The organism is Enterobacter cloacae complex sp. BZL2005, assembly GCF_049238885.1.
Classification (GTDB): Bacteria; Pseudomonadota; Gammaproteobacteria; order Enterobacterales; family Enterobacteriaceae; genus Enterobacter; species Enterobacter roggenkampii.
Map to the genome: position 1 here is coordinate 36,710 of NZ_JBMKGI010000004.1, position 16,479 is coordinate 53,188.

Sequence of the window (16,479 nt, forward strand, 5' to 3'; positions counted from 1 at the left end):
CTCGTTTCTTGATACTTATCCTGATAACTATTATCGTGATGGCGTACTACGAGAGGGCTCCCCATGAGTGAAGAAGATCTGTTTAGCCGTAGGCCGATGGGCATGCGGATGGCGATGATCGTGCGTCAGTGGCGCGCAGTCATCGACGACGCCATTCTCGACACCGGGTTAACCCAGTCGAGCTGGACGGTGATGATGCAGCTTCATCAACTCGGGGATAACGTCTCGGTCAGCGAGCTGGCGGAAGTGCAGGGCATTGAACTGCCTCCCCTAATGCGCACGCTGACACAGCTGGAAAAGCAGGGCTACCTGCTGCGCACCGTCTCGCCGTATGACAAGCGTATCCGGCTGCTGACGCTGACGCCTGAGGGAAAAGCCATTCTTGAAAGGCTCTCTCAGGTGATTGAGACGTTCCAGGCGCGCGTATCGCAAAACATCGCGCCGGAACATATCGATATTTTCAGCGCTACTCTCAATCAAATCGCCTGCAATTTGCGGACAATCCGCGAAGAAGATAATAAGACCGAAAAATAATGACTCCTGAACAAAAGTTTGCCCGCTGGGTAAGGGTGAGTATTGCCTCTTTCCTGCTGATGTTTGTTTACTTTATCGTCGCGGATATCTGGATCCCGCTGACGCCGGACTCCACCGTGATGCGCGTGGTGACCCCGGTGTCTGCCCGCGTCTCCGGGTATGTGGCGGCGGTACATGTCCATAACAATAGCCAGGTTAAGAAAGGCGATCTGCTGTTTGAGCTCGACGCCACGCCGTTTCGCAATAAGGTCGAGGCGGCGCAGATCGCGCTGGAACAGGCGCGTCTGTCTAACGATCAGCTGGATGCGCAGATTGCCGCAGCGCAGGCCAGCCTGAAAACCGCCGTGCTGACCGCGCGTAACGACAAAGTGACATTCGACCGCTACCAGAAACTGAGCACCTTGCAGAACGTATCGCAGGCGGATCTGGATAAGGTCCGTACCACCTGGCAGAGCAGCGAGCAGTCCGTCAGCTCGATCCAGGCGAATATTCATAACCTGCGCATTCAGCGCGGCGAGCGGGATGAGCACCGTAACGTGACGCTGCAAAAATACCGTAACGCGCTGGATGAAGCGGAGCTGAATCTTGGCTGGACGAAGGTCTACGCCGAGGCGGACGGCACGGTCAGTAACCTGCAATTAAGCCCCGGTTTTTACGCCTCATCCGGTTCGGCTGCGCTGGCGCTGGTGAACACCCGGATCGATATCGTGGCGGATTTCCGCGAGAAGAGCCTGCGTCATACCCATCAGGGGACCGACGCTGCCGTGGTGTTTGACGCCTTCCCGGGGCACGTTTTCCGTGCCCACGTTACCAGCAGCGACGCGGGGATCCTCGCCGGACAGGAGGCCGTAAACGGTCAACTTTCTGAACCGGAAACCTCCAACCGCTGGGTGCGTGATGCCCAGCGTATGCGCATTCACGTAGCGCTGGACGAAGCCTTACCGAAGCCGCTGCCGACCGGCGCGCGCGCCACCGTGCAGCTCTACAACAGCGAAGGGCCGTTTGCGCGATTCTTCTCCGGGATGCAAATCCATCTGGTGAGCCTGCTTCACTATGTCTATTAGCACCCTGGCACGGGTATTTACCCCGCACGGCAACATCGTCTATACGGCAAACGACTTTCGCCAGACCCTGCGTATCGTCTTTGCCGGGATGATTGCGCTCAGCATTTCGAGTTTCTACAACACCAGCTACGGCGTGTTTTTTGTGGTCTACCCGATCATGCTGCTGTCTCTGGTACCAGTGTTTAATCGCCACGTGGCGAAGCAGTTTATCTTCAGCGCCTCGCTGAACTGCGTCGAAATGGTGTTGATTATCGGCTATCTGTCGCAGTGGCCGGTCATCATGACGCTGGTGGTGTTTGCCCTGTACGTGATGCGTTTTCGCTTTATGAGTAAGGGGCCGCTGTTCCTGTTCGGCTCGATGGGCGTGGTTTGCCAGAGCGTGATGCTCAACTTTATGAGCTACCCCACCACCAACTGGCACACGCTTTTATTCTCTAACATCGAAGCGAGCGTGATGGCGGTGTGCCTGAGCGCGCTGATGAACTACCTGCTGCCGGACGTGGAGCCGCGCAAGCCGCCGCCGCTGATTGAGAAAGACGACGCCCGCGTGCGCCACGAGTCGCTGCTATCCGGCACCGTGGCGACGCTGATTTTCGTGGTGTTTCAGATTAGCGACTTAAGCGATTCGCTTTCGGCGCTGATGGCAGGGATTTTGATCCTGTTCCCGATGCACTATCGCGGCGCGGTGATGAGCTCCATCTGGCGCGTGGTCGGCGTGGTGCTGGGCTGCCTCTATATTCTGGTGGTGCAGCTGATCCTCTACGATCACAGCAGTCATATGCTGTTGATGATGCCGCTGATCGGCCTTGGGCTGGCGTTTGGCGCGCGACTCCACGTGATGGAGAAGGTCGGGGCGGGCGTAGGCTTCTCCAGCATCACCACCATCGGGATAATGTTCGGGCAGAACATGCACCCGGACACTGACCTGGTGTTCAGCGATCTGTACCGCATCACCTCCGTTACCTTTTCGCTGGTGGCGACGCTGACGATGGTCTTTCTGGTGCACCTGATCCTCAACCGCTTCGAGGCGACGCGCTACGTCATCGCGCCGCCCAAAGTAGATTAATGTCCCAGCACGGCAGGCAGCTGCGAGAGTAAAAACAGGATCAGGCCAATCGTCCCGCCCACCAGCGTACCGTTGACGCGGATAAACTGCAGATCCTTGCCAATGTTCAGTTCAATCTGGCGGGACATGTCTTTGGCGTCCCAGCTTTTGACCGTGTCGCTGATGTGGCGCGTCAGGAACGCGGCAAAATCCGGCGCGACGCGGTGCGCCGCCTGCTCCAGATGCTCGTTCAGAGATGCCCGCAGGCTGGCGTCGTTTGTCAGCGTTTCGCCAAACCACAGCCCGGCGTTGGCGATGCGCTGCTTCACGCGCGAGTCCTCACTCTGCATATCTGCCTTCAGCCACTGGCGCAGGTCGGCCCACATCTCCCCCAGATAGCGGTTAAACGCCTCGTCGTTTTTCAGGTAGTGCTTAATGTTGTCGGCTTTTGCCGCCATCTCCGGATCGTTTTTCAGGTTGTCGATAAGCTTCAGCGTGGCGCGGTCAAACGCCTGGCGGATCTGGTGCGTGCGGTCGTGGCTGATATCGTCCAGCAGCGTGTTGACCGCGTTCGATACCATCTCCGCGCTTTGATCGCCCAGCCACTCGGTGGGCAGCACCATCGCCTTGCGCGGGTGTTCGGTCTTCAGCCAGTGGACGATCTGGTCAGAGATAAACTCTCGCGTGCTTTCCCGCTGAATCAGGGTAATCAACCGGTTGATGATGGCGTCCAGCAGCACCTGGTGGCGGTTGTTTTTGGTCATGCTCTCCAGCATCACGGCGCTGGTTTCGGTGAAGTCGACCTTGTCGATGGCCTTATGTACCGCGCGTTTGAGCAGGCGCTGAATGCGCCCGTCGTCGGTGAGTTCGAGAAAACCGCTCATCACCTGCATCAGATGCAGCCCGACGCGCTGGGCGTTGTCGGGCTTGCTGAACCAGGCGCCAATCATCTGTGCGGGCTCATAGCGGCGGATCAACGCCACCAGCGACTGGGTATCCAGAAACTTCTCCTGCACGAACTGGCCGAGATTGTCGCCAATCCGGTCTTTATTGCGCGGGATGATCGCCGTATGGCGCGAGATAAAGGGAATGGGCACCCGGCGGAAAAGCGCGACCACCGCAAACCAGTCCGCCAGCGCGCCGACCATCGCCGCCTCGGCAATGGCCTTGACGCCGCGCACCCAGAAGGTCTGCGGCAGGAACAGGGTGGTGATAAAGGCCGCGGCGGCAACCAGCAGCAGCGACAGCGCCAGCAGCTTGGCGCGTTTGAGTTCAGCTATTTTTTCCATGGGTTAAGGATAGAGGCAAGTGAACCAAAAGTGCAAAACTGGTGAAAGGGTAGACGCAATCTCTGCCTGAACACACGGCTTTTATATAAAAATTATATACATCAAAATTATCTATTATTAATTTTTCTATATTTTTTGTGCTTATTTATTTTCGGACGTCATGTTTTGTGACCATCGTTGTCATTTTAACGCTCTTATTAGCCATAAGATAAAGGACTATTTATGAAAGGAGACGGTATTGATGACATGGGAGTATAAAGTTTCGACGGGGGTATTGAGCCATAATGGTGAGTTTGTTGCTAACTGCTACAGCGGTGCGGGTGAATCGAAAGATAAGCCAGAGTGTGAAAGTCAACGAAACAGAGGGCCTATTCCATGAGGTATTTATTTTATCGCCGGGTGGAATAATCATAAAAGTGCAGAGGCCATTATTCTTGAGCCTATAGCCGGGACCAATACCTTTGGTAGGGATCATTTTCAAATTCATGGCGATAAAAAAGGTCAGCCACCAGGATCAGCATCAGCTGGTTGCATCATTATGAACGGCCAGGACAAACGTCATATGATTTATGATTCGGGTGATACAATACTGGTGGTGCGATAATGAAGTATATTATTGCGCTATTCTTCTTGTGCTTACCGATGGGGTTATTTGCCAAAAACCACACTCCTGAACAGATCTTGCAGATGATAAACGGCAAAGGCGCCAGGCATGTTGTTGCACAATTATATGCTAATGATAGCGATGAGTCGGAATGGTGGAATCATGTTATCCCAGAGATTAGCAAAGGAAATCAGAAATGGTTAGCTGTCGCGAGTGCGCTTGAGCCGGGCGTGGACGCCAGTACGGCTGAAGACTTAAAAGCAGCGCTTTCTGAAGCTATCCCACATAATCCTCAAGGTGTCTTAGCAATCTTAAAAGACGATAAACCATTACTCACTATTGAACAAATTTGCTCGTTTGATAATTTCCCCGAAACAGAGGCAGAAAGTAATAAGCTTTTTGTGGATTCAATCAGGGAGATGTTCAAAATAAAAAGCCCGCCGGGTAAAAGATGTCTCGCCGTTATGATATCAACTGTTGAACACTCTGTTCCATTCGATAAGGATATGTAAATGGCCATTCCGGGATATATGTCATTAACTGACGATGCAGGTAATAACATAAAAGGCAGCGTGAAAGTTAATGGTCGTGAAAACCAGATTGAGGTTTTAGGGCTCTATCATAACGTAAGCTATAATTCTGACCTGCATAATGGCAGAGCATTGAGCAAACGCCAGCATCGTCCCTTTCTGATTGAGAAAGAAATAGATGCCTCCAGCGTTTTTCTCTATAAAGCACTCAGCACGGGCGGTACGTTCAGAAAAGCGACTATCGACCTGTACAGAATCAATGATGCCGGTCAGGAAGACATCTATTTCACGATAACGCTGGAAGCGGTGAAGGTCGTCACGGTGTTTTCATTAATGCATGACGTGAAAGAGACTTACCATGAAAAACAGGGGCATCTTGAGCTTGTTTTGCTTCGTTATGAAAAGATAACCTGGCATTACCGTGACGGTAACGTTATTCACATGGATGACTGGGATTATCGGTTAGGGGCATAGAAAACGGCTGATAAGATTCTTTCATATCACCCGCCACAGCACCCACCCGCCAAACCCCATCAGCACCACCCCCGCCGTGCGCTCTATCAGCCACAGCGCACGGCTGAGCTTCTGTTGCACCGACGATAGCCCCATCAGCGATACCAGCGCCAGATCCCACGCCAGCACCACCATCACCATCCAGACGCCGCACGTTGCCTGCTGAAGCAGCGTCACATCCGGTCCCAGTAGCGCCGTCATCAGGGCCAGATAGAACAGCGCGTTCTTCGGATTAAGCAGCGCCGAGCCGAGCCCCAGCATGATCTGCTTGCGCAGCGAGGGGCAGCGCTGATGGGTTTCATTCAGCCTCATCGCCTGCGGTTGGCTGCGCACCAGATGCGAGCCGATCCACAGCAGGTACAGCGCCCCGCAAAGCTCTATCAGCGTAAACAGCCACGCAAACTGCCGTAGCGCGCTCCAGCCGATAATCACCAGAACAATATAAAGCGCGTTACCCGCGGCGATGCCGACGCACAATCCGGCGCTGCCGCGCAGTCGGTAGCGCGCCGCGTAGCCCACCAGCAGGAAGAAGTCCGGCCCCGGGCTTAACAGGGCGACAAAATGCGCCAGCGCCAGGGCGAGAAAAGCGGAAGGGAAGAACAGTTCCATAGCAGCCTCGGTTAACAATCTGAGGTCAGGCTACGGTGATGCCAACGTTATTTATTGTCAGATATTGATCGGCCCGTCGCGTACTGGCGCGGCGTGGCGGCGGTATAGCTGACGAAGGTCTTATGAAAATGGCTCTGGTCGGCAAACCCGCTCTGGTAGCCAACGTCGGCGATGTCGTCCCCGGCACGCAGTCGCGCTTTGGCGAACTCCACGCGGGAGATGTTGAGGAAGCTGCCCGGCGTCAGGCCGGTGTCCTGCCGGAAGGTGCGGATCAGCGTCTCCTTGCGCAGCGAGAATCGTTGGGCAAGTTCGTCAAGCGAAGGCGGTGCGGCCAGGTCGGCAAGAAACGCCTGCCGCACGTGCTGGCTGGTTGAGCGAAGCGCATCTGCGTTTTCTAGGCGGCGGGGCAGGGCTGAAAGCAGCGTGTCCACGGATACAGGCGACATCATCTCAACAATATCCAGGTAGCGCTTAAAGAGCGCAGGGTCGCGAATCACCTGTAACGCCAGAGGAATATCGGTGTCGATATAGAGCATATGGTAGCTGCGCGGTTGCCCGGCGACGGGGTTGCAGCTGTGCGGCGCAGAGGCCGGGATCACAATGAGGTCCCCGGGGTTAAGGATGTATTCTTTGTCATGACAAATGCAGCAGGTCTGGCCTTCCATAATCGCGCCGATAGAGAGCTGAGGGTGACTGTGGCGTTTGTACGCCTGCGTGCTCTGCCACGTGCTGCGCAGCTCAAGGCCTGAGGCGCGGTGAAAAGTCTGCCGGATGTGTCGGGTATCGGTCATATGAACTCCTTCTGGACGTTTTTTATACCACGTCAGCGAACCGTCTGGCAGCGCTTCATTAAGAACCTTCCGGATATACCCAACTTTACGTCCACGGCCAGTCATGTTGACTACCCTTAATACCCTAAGCGGTAAAACAAGGAGATTCGACATGGCTTATCAGACAGTAAATCCTGCCACTAACCAGCTCATCAAAGAATACCCCTCGCATACCGACGCGGATATCGAAGCGGCGCTGAAGGCGGCCGATGCGCTTTACCATTCGGACTGGGCGAAAGGCGACATCAGCCAGCGCCTGCCGGTGCTGCATAAGCTTGCCGATCTGATCGACGAGCGCACCGAGGAGCTGGCGAAAATTGCCAGTCAGGAGATGGGTAAGCTCATCGAACAGAGCCGTGGCGAAGTGAAGCTGTGCGCGCAGATCGCCCGCTACTACGCCGACAACGCGAAGCAGTTCCTGGCCCCGGTGAAGTATCAATCCGAACTTGGGGAAGCGTGGGTGGAACATCACCCCATCGGCGTGCTGATGGCCGTTGAGCCGTGGAACTTCCCGTATTACCAGCTGATGCGCGTTCTGGCGCCAAACCTGGCGGCGGGTAACCCCGTTATCGCCAAGCATGCCAGCATCGTGCCGCACTGCGCCGAGACCTTTGCCCACCTGGTGCGTGAGGCGGGGGCGCCGGAAGGGGCGTGGACCAACCTGTTTATTTCGTCCGAGCAGGTGGCGAACATCATTGCTGACGATCGCGTGCAGGGTGCAGCGCTGACCGGCTCTGAAAAAGCCGGCAGCGTGGTGGCCGCGCAGGCGGCGAAGCACATCAAGAAATCCACCCTTGAACTGGGCGGTAACGACGTGTTCGTGGTGCTGGACGATGCGGACCTGGACAAAGCCGTCAGGATTGGCGTGAATGCGCGGCTCAACAACGCCGGGCAGGTCTGTACCGCGGCGAAGCGCTTTATCCTGCATGAAAAGATCGCCGACGCCTTCCTGAGCAAATTCACCGAGGCGTTTAAGCAGGTGAAGATTGGCGATCCGCTCGACGAAAGCACCACGCTGGGGCCGCTGTCGTCGAAAGATGCGCTGGAAACGCTGACCAAACAGGTCAACGAGGCGGTGAAAAACGGCGCGACGCTGCACTATGGCGGCAAGCCGGTGCAGCGTGAGGGGAGCTTCTTCGAACCGACGATCCTGACGAATATCTCGCGCGACAACCCGGCGTACTTTGAAGAGTTCTTCGGCCCGGTGGCGCAGATGTACGTGGTAAAAAACGACGACGAGGCGGTCGCGCTGGCGAACGACTCACACTACGGCCTGGGTGGGGCGGTATTCAGCCAGAATATCGAGCGCGCGAAGAAGATGGCGTCGCGGATTGAGACCGGGATGGTGTATATCAACTGGCTCACCGATACCGCGCCAGAGCTGCCGTTCGGCGGCGTGAAGCGCTCCGGTTACGGACGCGAGCTGTCGGATCTGGGGATCAAAGAGTTTGTGAACCAGAAGCTGGTGGTGGTGCGTCAGTAAGAGGCCATAAAAAAAACCTGCCAGCCGGCAGGTTTTTTTATGGAGTTATTGCACTTCGATCTTGTCCCAGCCGCTTTTGAACATGCAGCTGTCAACCAGCGTATCCCGGCGATATTCATTCGCGTCTTCAACCGTGTAGCTCGTGGAAATATCCTTTTTCTTTTTCGATTTGTCCGTTTTTTCCGAGCTCGAACCGGTCACCACGTTATCCGGGGGAAGATCGATCAGCGCCTGCGCTTCGCATTCCGTGAGCTTTTTATTCATTTCCGCATCGCTGACGCCCGGTTTCACCCATTTGTACTGGACGCAGCCGGTGAGCATCAGCGTGAGGCTCAGAACGCAAAGCGCGGTCATGCGGTGTTTCATCAGAAGGTGACTCCACCGCCTACATATGCGCCGTCAATCAGCGTGTGGCCAGGGCGGCCGTCCTTGCCATCAACGCTCACGTGGCGGTAACCCACTTTCAGGGTCACAGGCGTAATTGGCGTCCAGCTTACGCCGCCGTTGGCTTCCACGTAGTTTTTCACGCTGTTGTTCAGCCCTTCTGGCGCCACGTAGCCTTCACCGTACACGTGGATGCTGTCGGTCAGGGCAACGTTCACACCGCCGCCGATCGGGAACGCCACGCCGTTATCGCCTTTCTTCGGGCCGATGTAAATGGCTTTGGCACCTGCATTCAGCATTACCGGGCCCACTTCCAGGTTGTAGCCTGCGCCCACGCCGCCGGTCTGGGTACCGTCATCGGTGTTTTTAAGCCAGTTGCTTTCGGCATACAGGCCGGATGAGGATTTCCCCATCTCGAGGTTGAGGTTGGTAAAGTTTTTACCCTGCTCAATGCTGCCGCCCATTGCCAGAGCGGAACCCGAGAGGGCGGTCAGAGCAGAAAGAAGAAGGATATTCAGTTTTTTCATGTTTTATGCCTCGTCATTAAATTCATCTGGGGGCACCTTAACAAGCGATGTTTATGACTGAAAATGTGATGAAGGTCGCTGTTTTATGCTGATATTGTTAACTTTTTTATTCGAAATGTTGCATCGATGTTTGATTGTCGAGGTGTCAACGCGTGATGTTCGGACGTTTAGGCACCGTTTAATTTTTTGACTAAACATAAACTGAACGAGGAAGGGATAGTGATTAGAGGTGAATTAATTGGGTTTCTAATAATTTCCAGAAGTATTTCAGATGTCACATAATACAACACAACCTTACATTTCAGGGCAATGAATATACGTTCACCCGCGCACGCCGGTTACCTTTCTATGTCATTTTTCTGACACGTTTATTCTTTACGTTGTTGGCTTCACTCACTGGACACTAACAATATGAAAAGAAAAATTATTCCTGTGCTTATCGGTTGTGCGCTCTCTTTCTCTGGCCTGGCTGCGCAGCCTACCGCTGAGCGCTATATCGTCAGCTTCCCTGACGGCTTCCATGTGAAATACAGCGGCGCGTTTGCCGATGCGTTCCCGAACGGGCTCCCGGTGGGGATTGGTTCTGGCCTGCTGTTTACGGGCAAGCAGGGCGATGCCCTGACGTTTGCGACCGTGACCGATCGCGGTCCCAACGCCGATGCGCCAAAAATGGGTAAAAACGAAGCCAAAATCTTTGTTACGCCGGATTTCGCGCCGCTCCTGATGACCATCCGCGTCCAGAACGGCAAAGCGGAGGCGGTTGATGCCCGCCCGCTGCATGACGATAAAGGCGAGATTAACGGTCTGCCGCTGCAAAGCGGCGTGATTGGCTCCACCAATGAAGTGGCGTTCAGCGACACCCTCAAGGTCCTGAAAGGTGATAACCGCGGACTGGATACGGAAGGCATCACGCCTGACGGCAAAGGCGGCTACTGGCTGTGCGACGAGTACGGCCCGTTCCTGATTAACGTCGACAGCAAAGGCAAGATCCTCGCGATCCACGGGCCGCAGGCCGCGGAAGGGGAAAAATCTATCGCGGGCGGTCTGCCAAACATCATCAAATGGCGCCAGCCCAACCGGGGCTTTGAAGGCCTGACCCGGATGCCGGACGGACGGATTATCGCCGCCGTGCAAAGCACGCTGGACATCGACGGGAAGAGCAAAAAGCAGGCGCTGTTCACCCGTCTGGTGAGCTTCGACCCGGCGACCGGCAAAACCGCGATGTACGGTTACCCTATCGACAGCGCGGCCTACGACAAAAACAGCGATGCCAAAATCGGCGACATCGTGGCGCTCGATAATCAGCACATCCTGCTGATTGAGCAGGGAAGCGATAAAAACGACGGGATGCGCAACCTGATTTACAAGGTGGATCTCAGCAAGGCGAGCGATCTTTCCGCCTTCGACAAGCCGGGCGAGTACCCGGAGTTTGATGATGAGAAAACCCTGGCGCAGCGCGGCATTACCCTTGCGGCAAAAACGCAGGTGGTCGATCTCCGCGCGCTGGGCTGGCAGCAGGAGAAGGCTGAAGGACTGGCGCTGATCGACAGCAAAACGCTTGCGGTGGCGAACGATAACGATTTTGGCGTGAAGGTCGCGATGCAAAACCCGGTCGAGGGCAAGAAGCTTAAGGATTACCGGGTGAACGCGGAAGGCAAGCTGACGCTGGAGGATAAACCGGTGGAAACCACGCTCAGCGTGAAGCCGCTGAAGAAGCCGGAGTCCGACAGCGAGCTGTGGATTGTGACGCTGCCGGAGGCGGTGAAATAAGTTTACCGCTCACCCCTCTCCCCACAGGGGAGAGGGGATTGTTCGGAGCGCATAGTTAAGCGGGGAGGCTATTTCTTCAGACCCGCAAACGCCGCCCGAATTTCCTCCTCCGGCAGCTGGATACCAATAAACACCATCACGCTGTGCGGCGCTTCATCGCCCCACGGTCGGTCCCAGTCGGCGCTGTACAGGCGCTGCACGCCCTGGAACAGCAGGCGGTTCGGCTCGCCGTCAATCCACAGCATCCCTTTATAGCGCAGCAGCCTGTCGGCAAACGACAGCAGCAGCTTCTCCATTACGCGGGAGACCTCGCTGATGTCCACCGGATAATCCAGCTCCACCACAATCGACGCCACGTCGTTTTGCTTGTCGGACATAAAGTGGAAGCGCGGTTTTGTGGTGACGTTCTCTTCCAGCATAAAGCCGCTGGTGTTGAACAGCTGAGACAGGTCGATATCGCCGTGCGTCACCGTGTAAATCGGCGCGCGGGAGTTGATGCGCGTCAGGCGCTCGCGAAGCTTAACGCTTTCGCCCGCCACGTCGGTTTTGGTCAGCAGGATGCGGTCGGCGTAGCCCACCTGAGACTGGGCGATGGTGAACTGGTTCATCTGATCGTCGGCGTGGACCGCATCGACCAGGGCAATGACGCCGTCCAGCAGGTAGCGCTGGCAAAGGATCTCGTGCGAGAAAAAGGTCTGAATGATCGGGCCGGGGTCGGCCATGCCGGTGCACTCGATCACCAGGCGGTCAAAGTCGATTTCCCCGCGATCGCGGCTGTCGAGCAGGTCAAGCAGGGCGTCTTCTAATTCATTAGAGCGGGTGCAGCAGATGCAGCCGTTAGTCAGGGTTTTGATCTGCGTGGCGCGATCGCCAATCAGCTGGTCGTCTACGGAGACTTCGCCAAATTCGTTTTCGATGACGGCGATTTTGAAGCCGTGCTGCTCGTTCAGGATGTGGCGCAGCAGGGTGGTTTTACCGGCGCCGAGGAAACCGGTCAGCAGGGTAACGGCAATCGGGGTCATGGTCTCTCCTTTAGCAGCAGCGGACGCCGCCTTCTCCACTTCCGCCGTAGCGCGCTTCCTGGCGCTCGCGGAAGAATTCGGTGTAGGTCATGTACGGCTTATCCGGATGGTTGGTCTTCATGTGCTCAACGTAGTTGTCATAGTCCGGGATGCCAATCAGCATTTTCGCCGCCTGACCGAGGTATTTTTTTGCTTCGCCTAAGTTACCAAACATAACGTGTCCTGATAAGAAAAAGCCCGGTGGCGCGCAGCGATCCGGGCCTACAGCACCGTTGTAGGGCGGGTCAGCGCAGCGCCGCCCGCCATTGTTTTAGTGGTGTGAAGAGGTCTTCACGCCGCCTTCCGGTACCGGCACGTACGGGGTTTCTTTATCCGTGCGGCCATCGATGTTGCGCACTTTCATCCAGGTTTTGATGCCGTAGAAGATGATGCTGTACACCACCACCAGGAACAGAATGCTCAGACCCGCGTTGGTGTAGTTGTTCACCACGATATGGTTCATGTTGGCAATCTGCTGCGCGGTTAAATCCGCGCCACCTGCGGCAATCTTCTCTTTGTACTGGTTAGCCATGAAGAAGAAGCCTTCCAGCTGCGGGTTGGTGCTGAACAGCTTCAGACCCAGCGCCCAGGTGGTGCAGAGCAGCAGCCACAGCGCAGGCACCACGGTAACCCAGATGTATTTGGTACGTTTCATCTTCACGAGGACCACGGTACCCAGCACCAGGGCCACGGCCGCCAGCATCTGGTTAGAGATACCGAACAGCGGCCACAGGCTTTTCACGCCGCCGAGTGGGTCAACCACGCCCTGATACAGCAGGTAACCCCACAGGCCTACGCAGCCCGCGGTGCCGAGTACGCCCGCCACCAGAGAGTCGGTTTTCTTCAGGAACGGCACGAAGTTACCCAGCAGATCCTGCAGCATGAAGCGGCCCGCACGGGTACCGGCATCCAGCGCGGTGAGGATGAACAGCGCTTCGAACAGAATACCGAAGTGGTACCAGAAGCCCATGTCCGCCCACGGCAGCACTTTGTGGAACACGTGTGCGATACCTACCGCCAGCGTCGGCGCACCACCTGCGCGGTTCAGCACGGACGGTTCGCCGATGTCTTTCGCGGTCTGCATGATCTGCTCAGGCGAAATCACAAAGCCCCAGGAGCTGACGGTCGCCGCCGCGTGTGCGCTGGCCTCTTTCAGCTGGGCCATGATCAGCGCGGTATTTTCGCCGCCCATCTCATGCAGGTTAGGCATGGTGATGCCCAGACCCGCCGGTGGCGTGTTCATCGCGAAGTACAGGCCAGGCTCAATAATCGACGCCGCAACCAGCGCCATGATCGCCACGAAGGACTCCATGAGCATTGCGCCGTAACCGATGAAGCGCGCGTCGGTTTCATTGGCCATCAGCTTCGGCGTGGTGCCGGAGGAGATCAGCGCGTGGAAGCCAGACACGGCACCGCAGGCGATAGTGATAAACAGGAACGGGAACAGGGCGCCTTTCCACAGCGGTCCGGTACCGTCAATGTACTGGGTTACCGCCGGCATTTTCAGCTCAGGGTTGATGATCACAATCCCGATGGCCAGCCCGACGATCACGCCGATTTTCAGGAAGGTCGCCAGGTAGTCGCGCGGAGCCAGAATCAGCCACACCGGCAGCAGGGCAGAAACGAATGCGTAACCGATCAGCGCGAAGGTGATGGTGGTGTCTTTAAAGGTCAGCGCCGGGCCCCAGTACGGGTCGTGCGCAATCACGCCGCCGAAGTAGATGGAGGCGACCAGCAGCACGATACCGATCACCGATACCTCGCCAACGCTGCCAGGGCGCAGGAAGCGCATGTAGATGCCCATGAACAGCGCAATCGGTACGGTAGAGCAGACGGTGAAGACGCCCCACGGACTTTCGGCCAGCGCTTTCACCACGATCAGCGCCAGCACCGCGAGGATGATGATCATGATCAGGAAGCAGCCAAAGAGGGCGATGGTGCCCGGCACGCGGCCCATCTCTTCTTTGATCATCTCACCCAGCGACGAACCGTTACGGCGCGAGGAGATAAACAGCACCATAAAGTCCTGCACCGCCCCCGCCAGCACCACGCCCGCCAACAGCCAGAGCGTACCCGGAAGGTAGCCCATCTGCGCGGCCAGTACCGGGCCGACCAGCGGGCCAGCGCCTGCGATGGCGGCAAAGTGGTGACCAAACAGCACGTAGCGGTTGGTAGGCACGTAGTTCAGGCCGTCATTGTTAATGACCGCCGGGGTGGCACGCGTCGGGTCGAGCTTCATGACCTTCTGCGCGATGTATAAGCTGTAGTAGCGATAAGCCACAAGGTAGACGGAAACCGACGCGACCACGATCCACAGGGCGCTGACGTGTTCGCCCCGGCGTAATGCGACAACCGCCAGACAGAAAGCACCGAGGATCCCGAGTAAGGCCCAGGGCACGTGCTTCAGTAGTTTTTTAATATCCATAGTAAGACCTGGTTTTTTATGTAAAGAAAAAAGGGTCAGGGTTCGTTGTGAGGAGGTATTGATTAATGCTGGAGCGATCGTGCCAGATCCCCGCGCGCGTAAAGGACGGTAAATGAATGAGTGGTTGAAAGTGCCGGGTGAGCGGTCAAAGGCGGCGACGAGCGGTTTCGGCGCGCCGCCGGAGGGCGAAATTATGTGATTGAGATCACTTGATTATTCGGGTTGCGCTCCACGGCCAGATAGCTCTCCAGCGTCCTGATGAGTTTCTCCTTCAGCCAGCTCGGTTCCAGGATCTGAATATGGGGGAGCCAGTAGAACAGCAGCGGCAGGATCTGGTTCTCGTGGGCCGCCTGGCAGCGCAGCGTGACGCCGTCCTGCTGCTCCTCCAGCAGCTCCTGTTCCGGCAGAAGATCCCGGCGCAGGAAGTAATGTGAAATATTATCTTTGATGAATATTTTCACCGCGAAAGTATCTTCGGACACCCAGGGATCGAGGCTTTTCTCCAGCAGCTCAAGAACATTTTCTTCGGGAGTGAAGGTCGTTTTCTGAATATCAAACCAGCTAATCTGGCTCAATGAGAAGGATTTCAGCCGGCTATTTTCGGTGGCTTGTAAATACCATATATTTTTTTTGTTAATGAGTTTATAGGGATTAATCAGGCGGGTTTTACCCTTATAAACGATCTGGCAAACATTATGGTTTTTAATCGATTTCTCGATTTTCGTTAAATGACGGCGAATATCGCGTTCTACCGTATGTTCCGCTTCATTGCCAAGAATAAGAATATGGTTTTCGTCTACGCGCGTTTCAAGCTTTTGCCAGAATTCCATATTTCTTTCAGGGAAAAAGCTGTCGGCATTCAGAAAGTTAGCCAGAGTGTGATGTAATCCTTGCCCACCCGGCGATTGTGCGGAATGAATCAGCCGATATAGACCGTTACCGGTATGTTCAACAATGGGCGAGAGGGCATTTAAATCCCGGTAGACGGTGCGTTCGGTAATTTTAAATTTCTCCATTAGCGCACCGCGGTTTACCACACCGTTTAAATGTAGCTCAAGGAGAATATCGACCAGACGTTCAGCCGAGCGGCTCCGCGTCGTTTTAGCCATAAGGTCATCCTGTATATATAGGTATGCGCTGAATGATGCGGGTGCACTGACAGGCGGCGTCAGTATTCAGGCACAGAAAATTTCTCTTATGGGTATATAACGGCGTGATTTAGCGGAAACCTTAGGAGTTTTTGCAGAAAGCGGCGCTGGCCGGAAAAAAGGCCAGCGCGAGGGGGGATCACACGGCGACTTCCGTCTCCAGCATGACCGGGTGGAAGCGGCGTCTGAAGTAGATCAGGCCGTGGCCCGCGTCACTCAGAATGATGTTTTTAATTTCAACCAGATAAACCAGATGCGTGCCGATGGTTTGCACCTGGCTTATTTCGCCTTCAAGGCTGGCCAGCGCGCCCTTGAGTACCGGCTGCGCCAGCGGCCCTTTCTGCCAGCAGGAGAGGGCAAAGCGCTCTTCCATCGCCATACCGGTCATCCCGGCGAAATGGCGCGCCATGATCTCCTGCTCGTGGTTCAGCACGTTAACGCACAGCCTGCCGTTGCCCTGGAATACCGGGTTCATGGCGCTGTTGGCGTTGATGCACACCATGACCGACGGCGGGGTGTCCGTGACCGAGCAGACGGCGGTGGCGGTGATGCCGCAGCGGCCCGCCTCGCCCTCGGTGGTGACCACGTTAACCGCCGCCGACAGGCTACTCATTGCGTCGCGAAAACGCAGGCGTTGTTCATCTGAATGCATTGCAACCTCCC

At 56.0% G+C, this 16,479-nt stretch carries 17 protein-coding genes; 7 read left to right on the forward strand and 10 right to left on the reverse strand.

Annotation, left to right across the window (positions count from 1 at the left end; all coding sequences use genetic code 11):
- Positions 1-63 precede the first annotated feature (63 nt).
- The 3 genes from ACOTXI_RS09735 to ACOTXI_RS09745 are packed head-to-tail and all read left to right on the forward strand — an operon-like array spanning position 64 to position 2,664.
- Complete coding sequence (locus ACOTXI_RS09735; RefSeq protein WP_003863089.1) at positions 64-534, forward strand: MarR family winged helix-turn-helix transcriptional regulator; 471 nt, start codon at positions 64-66, stop codon at positions 532-534.
- Positions 531-1,598 carry an HlyD family secretion protein gene (locus ACOTXI_RS09740; protein WP_086527941.1) on the forward strand — a complete coding sequence of 356 codons (1,068 nt, stop codon included), beginning with the start codon at positions 531-533 and terminating at the stop codon, positions 1,596-1,598. The genes ACOTXI_RS09735 and ACOTXI_RS09740 overlap by 4 nt, the downstream gene beginning before the upstream one ends.
- Positions 1,588-2,664: a DUF2955 domain-containing protein gene (locus tag ACOTXI_RS09745; protein WP_058654254.1), complete on the forward strand. Its 1,077-nt coding sequence runs from the start codon at positions 1,588-1,590 to the stop codon at positions 2,662-2,664. The genes ACOTXI_RS09740 and ACOTXI_RS09745 overlap by 11 nt, the downstream gene beginning before the upstream one ends.
- On the opposite strand, the gene ACOTXI_RS09750 is transcribed toward ACOTXI_RS09745, so the two are convergent.
- Complete coding sequence (locus ACOTXI_RS09750; protein WP_058654253.1) at positions 2,661-3,932, reverse strand: DUF445 domain-containing protein; 1,272 nt, start codon at positions 3,930-3,932, stop codon at positions 2,661-2,663. The two genes, ACOTXI_RS09745 and ACOTXI_RS09750, sit on opposite strands and share 4 nt — an antisense overlap.
- A 603-nt stretch (positions 3,933-4,535) precedes the next feature.
- Here ACOTXI_RS09750 and ACOTXI_RS09755 point away from each other — a divergent pair.
- Together ACOTXI_RS09755 and tssD are read left to right on the forward strand one after the other, a co-directional pair.
- Entirely contained in the window at positions 4,536-5,048 is a 513-nt protein-coding gene (locus ACOTXI_RS09755) for a hypothetical protein (protein ID WP_421633870.1), read from the forward strand.
- A complete protein-coding gene (gene tssD / locus ACOTXI_RS09760; protein WP_008501319.1) occupies positions 5,049-5,540 on the forward strand; it encodes a type VI secretion system tube protein TssD in 492 nt (163 codons plus the stop codon).
- 21 nt (positions 5,541-5,561) lie between these two features.
- On the opposite strand, the gene ACOTXI_RS09765 is transcribed toward tssD, so the two are convergent.
- Entirely contained in the window at positions 5,562-6,188 is a 627-nt protein-coding gene (locus ACOTXI_RS09765) for a LysE family translocator (RefSeq protein ID WP_058654252.1), read from the reverse strand.
- Positions 6,189-6,235: 47 nt separating this feature from the next.
- Positions 6,236-6,979 carry a helix-turn-helix domain-containing protein gene (locus tag ACOTXI_RS09770; protein ID WP_058654251.1) on the reverse strand — a complete coding sequence of 248 codons (744 nt, stop codon included), beginning with the start codon at positions 6,977-6,979 and terminating at the stop codon, positions 6,236-6,238.
- A gap of 151 nt (positions 6,980-7,130) precedes the next feature.
- Here ACOTXI_RS09770 and ACOTXI_RS09775 point away from each other — a divergent pair, with 151 nt between their 5' ends.
- Complete coding sequence (locus tag ACOTXI_RS09775) at positions 7,131-8,501, forward strand: NAD-dependent succinate-semialdehyde dehydrogenase (protein ID WP_058654250.1); 1,371 nt, start codon at positions 7,131-7,133, stop codon at positions 8,499-8,501.
- Between the two features lie 45 nt (positions 8,502-8,546).
- On the opposite strand, the gene ACOTXI_RS09780 is transcribed toward ACOTXI_RS09775, so the two are convergent.
- Both ACOTXI_RS09780 and ACOTXI_RS09785 read right to left on the reverse strand, forming a co-directional pair.
- Positions 8,547-8,867, reverse strand: a complete 321-nt coding sequence (locus tag ACOTXI_RS09780) for a hypothetical protein (RefSeq protein ID WP_008501314.1) — start codon at positions 8,865-8,867, stop codon at positions 8,547-8,549.
- Positions 8,867-9,412, reverse strand: coding sequence for a YfaZ family outer membrane protein (locus ACOTXI_RS09785; protein ID WP_008501313.1), 546 nt, complete (start codon positions 9,410-9,412; stop codon positions 8,867-8,869). The genes ACOTXI_RS09780 and ACOTXI_RS09785 overlap by 1 nt, the downstream gene beginning before the upstream one ends.
- Positions 9,413-9,823: 411 nt before the next feature.
- Between ACOTXI_RS09785 and ACOTXI_RS09790 the strand changes: the two genes are divergently transcribed.
- On the forward strand, positions 9,824-11,182 hold the full coding sequence (locus tag ACOTXI_RS09790; protein ID WP_058654249.1) for an esterase-like activity of phytase family protein: 1,359 nt from the start codon (positions 9,824-9,826) through the stop codon (positions 11,180-11,182).
- A gap of 68 nt (positions 11,183-11,250) precedes the next feature.
- On the opposite strand, the gene yjiA is transcribed toward ACOTXI_RS09790, so the two are convergent.
- The 5 genes from yjiA to ACOTXI_RS09815 form a co-directional block, all read right to left on the reverse strand.
- Positions 11,251-12,204, reverse strand: coding sequence for a GTPase (yjiA, locus tag ACOTXI_RS09795; RefSeq protein WP_087855168.1), 954 nt, complete (start codon positions 12,202-12,204; stop codon positions 11,251-11,253).
- 10 nt (positions 12,205-12,214) lie between these two features.
- Positions 12,215-12,418: a YbdD/YjiX family protein gene (locus ACOTXI_RS09800; RefSeq protein ID WP_003856610.1), complete on the reverse strand. Its 204-nt coding sequence runs from the start codon at positions 12,416-12,418 to the stop codon at positions 12,215-12,217.
- A 96-nt stretch (positions 12,419-12,514) separates the two neighbouring features.
- The gene (locus ACOTXI_RS09805) at positions 12,515-14,668 is read right to left on the reverse strand and encodes a carbon starvation CstA family protein (RefSeq protein WP_058654247.1); all 2,154 of its coding nucleotides are present in this window, start codon (positions 14,666-14,668) and stop codon (positions 12,515-12,517) included.
- 191 nt (positions 14,669-14,859) lie between these two features.
- Entirely contained in the window at positions 14,860-15,777 is a 918-nt protein-coding gene (locus tag ACOTXI_RS09810) for a helix-turn-helix transcriptional regulator (RefSeq protein ID WP_008501309.1), read from the reverse strand.
- Between the two features lie 178 nt (positions 15,778-15,955).
- Positions 15,956-16,468 (reverse strand): 4-hydroxyphenylacetate 3-monooxygenase reductase subunit, encoded by a 513-nt coding sequence (locus ACOTXI_RS09815; protein ID WP_008501308.1) that lies wholly within the window; start codon positions 16,466-16,468, stop codon positions 15,956-15,958.
- Between the last annotated feature and the right edge of the window lie 11 nt (positions 16,469-16,479).

What these genes read in the sequence shown, in the direction of transcription:
- ACOTXI_RS09735 (WP_003863089.1), top strand. Translation starts at nt 64, where the DNA reads ATGAGTGAAGAAGATCTGTTTAGCCGTAGGCCGATGGGCATGCGGATG.
- ACOTXI_RS09745 (WP_058654254.1), top strand. Translation starts at nt 1,588, where the DNA reads ATGTCTATTAGCACCCTGGCACGGGTATTTACCCCGCACGGCAACATC.
- ACOTXI_RS09750 (WP_058654253.1), bottom strand. Translation starts at nt 3,932, where the DNA reads ATGGAAAAAATAGCTGAACTCAAACGCGCCAAGCTGCTGGCGCTGTCG.
- ACOTXI_RS09755 (WP_421633870.1), top strand. Translation starts at nt 4,536, where the DNA reads ATGAAGTATATTATTGCGCTATTCTTCTTGTGCTTACCGATGGGGTTA.
- tssD (WP_008501319.1), top strand. Translation starts at nt 5,049, where the DNA reads ATGGCCATTCCGGGATATATGTCATTAACTGACGATGCAGGTAATAAC.
- ACOTXI_RS09765 (WP_058654252.1), bottom strand. Translation starts at nt 6,188, where the DNA reads ATGGAACTGTTCTTCCCTTCCGCTTTTCTCGCCCTGGCGCTGGCGCAT.
- ACOTXI_RS09770 (WP_058654251.1), bottom strand. Translation starts at nt 6,979, where the DNA reads ATGACCGATACCCGACACATCCGGCAGACTTTTCACCGCGCCTCAGGC.
- ACOTXI_RS09775 (WP_058654250.1), top strand. Translation starts at nt 7,131, where the DNA reads ATGGCTTATCAGACAGTAAATCCTGCCACTAACCAGCTCATCAAAGAA.
- ACOTXI_RS09780 (WP_008501314.1), bottom strand. Translation starts at nt 8,867, where the DNA reads ATGAAACACCGCATGACCGCGCTTTGCGTTCTGAGCCTCACGCTGATG.
- ACOTXI_RS09785 (WP_008501313.1), bottom strand. Translation starts at nt 9,412, where the DNA reads ATGAAAAAACTGAATATCCTTCTTCTTTCTGCTCTGACCGCCCTCTCG.
- ACOTXI_RS09790 (WP_058654249.1), top strand. Translation starts at nt 9,824, where the DNA reads ATGAAAAGAAAAATTATTCCTGTGCTTATCGGTTGTGCGCTCTCTTTC.
- yjiA (WP_087855168.1), bottom strand. Translation starts at nt 12,204, where the DNA reads ATGACCCCGATTGCCGTTACCCTGCTGACCGGTTTCCTCGGCGCCGGT.
- ACOTXI_RS09800 (WP_003856610.1), bottom strand. Translation starts at nt 12,418, where the DNA reads ATGTTTGGTAACTTAGGCGAAGCAAAAAAATACCTCGGTCAGGCGGCG.
- ACOTXI_RS09805 (WP_058654247.1), bottom strand. Translation starts at nt 14,668, where the DNA reads ATGGATATTAAAAAACTACTGAAGCACGTGCCCTGGGCCTTACTCGGG.
- ACOTXI_RS09810 (WP_008501309.1), bottom strand. Translation starts at nt 15,777, where the DNA reads ATGGCTAAAACGACGCGGAGCCGCTCGGCTGAACGTCTGGTCGATATT.
- ACOTXI_RS09815 (WP_008501308.1), bottom strand. Translation starts at nt 16,468, where the DNA reads ATGCATTCAGATGAACAACGCCTGCGTTTTCGCGACGCAATGAGTAGC.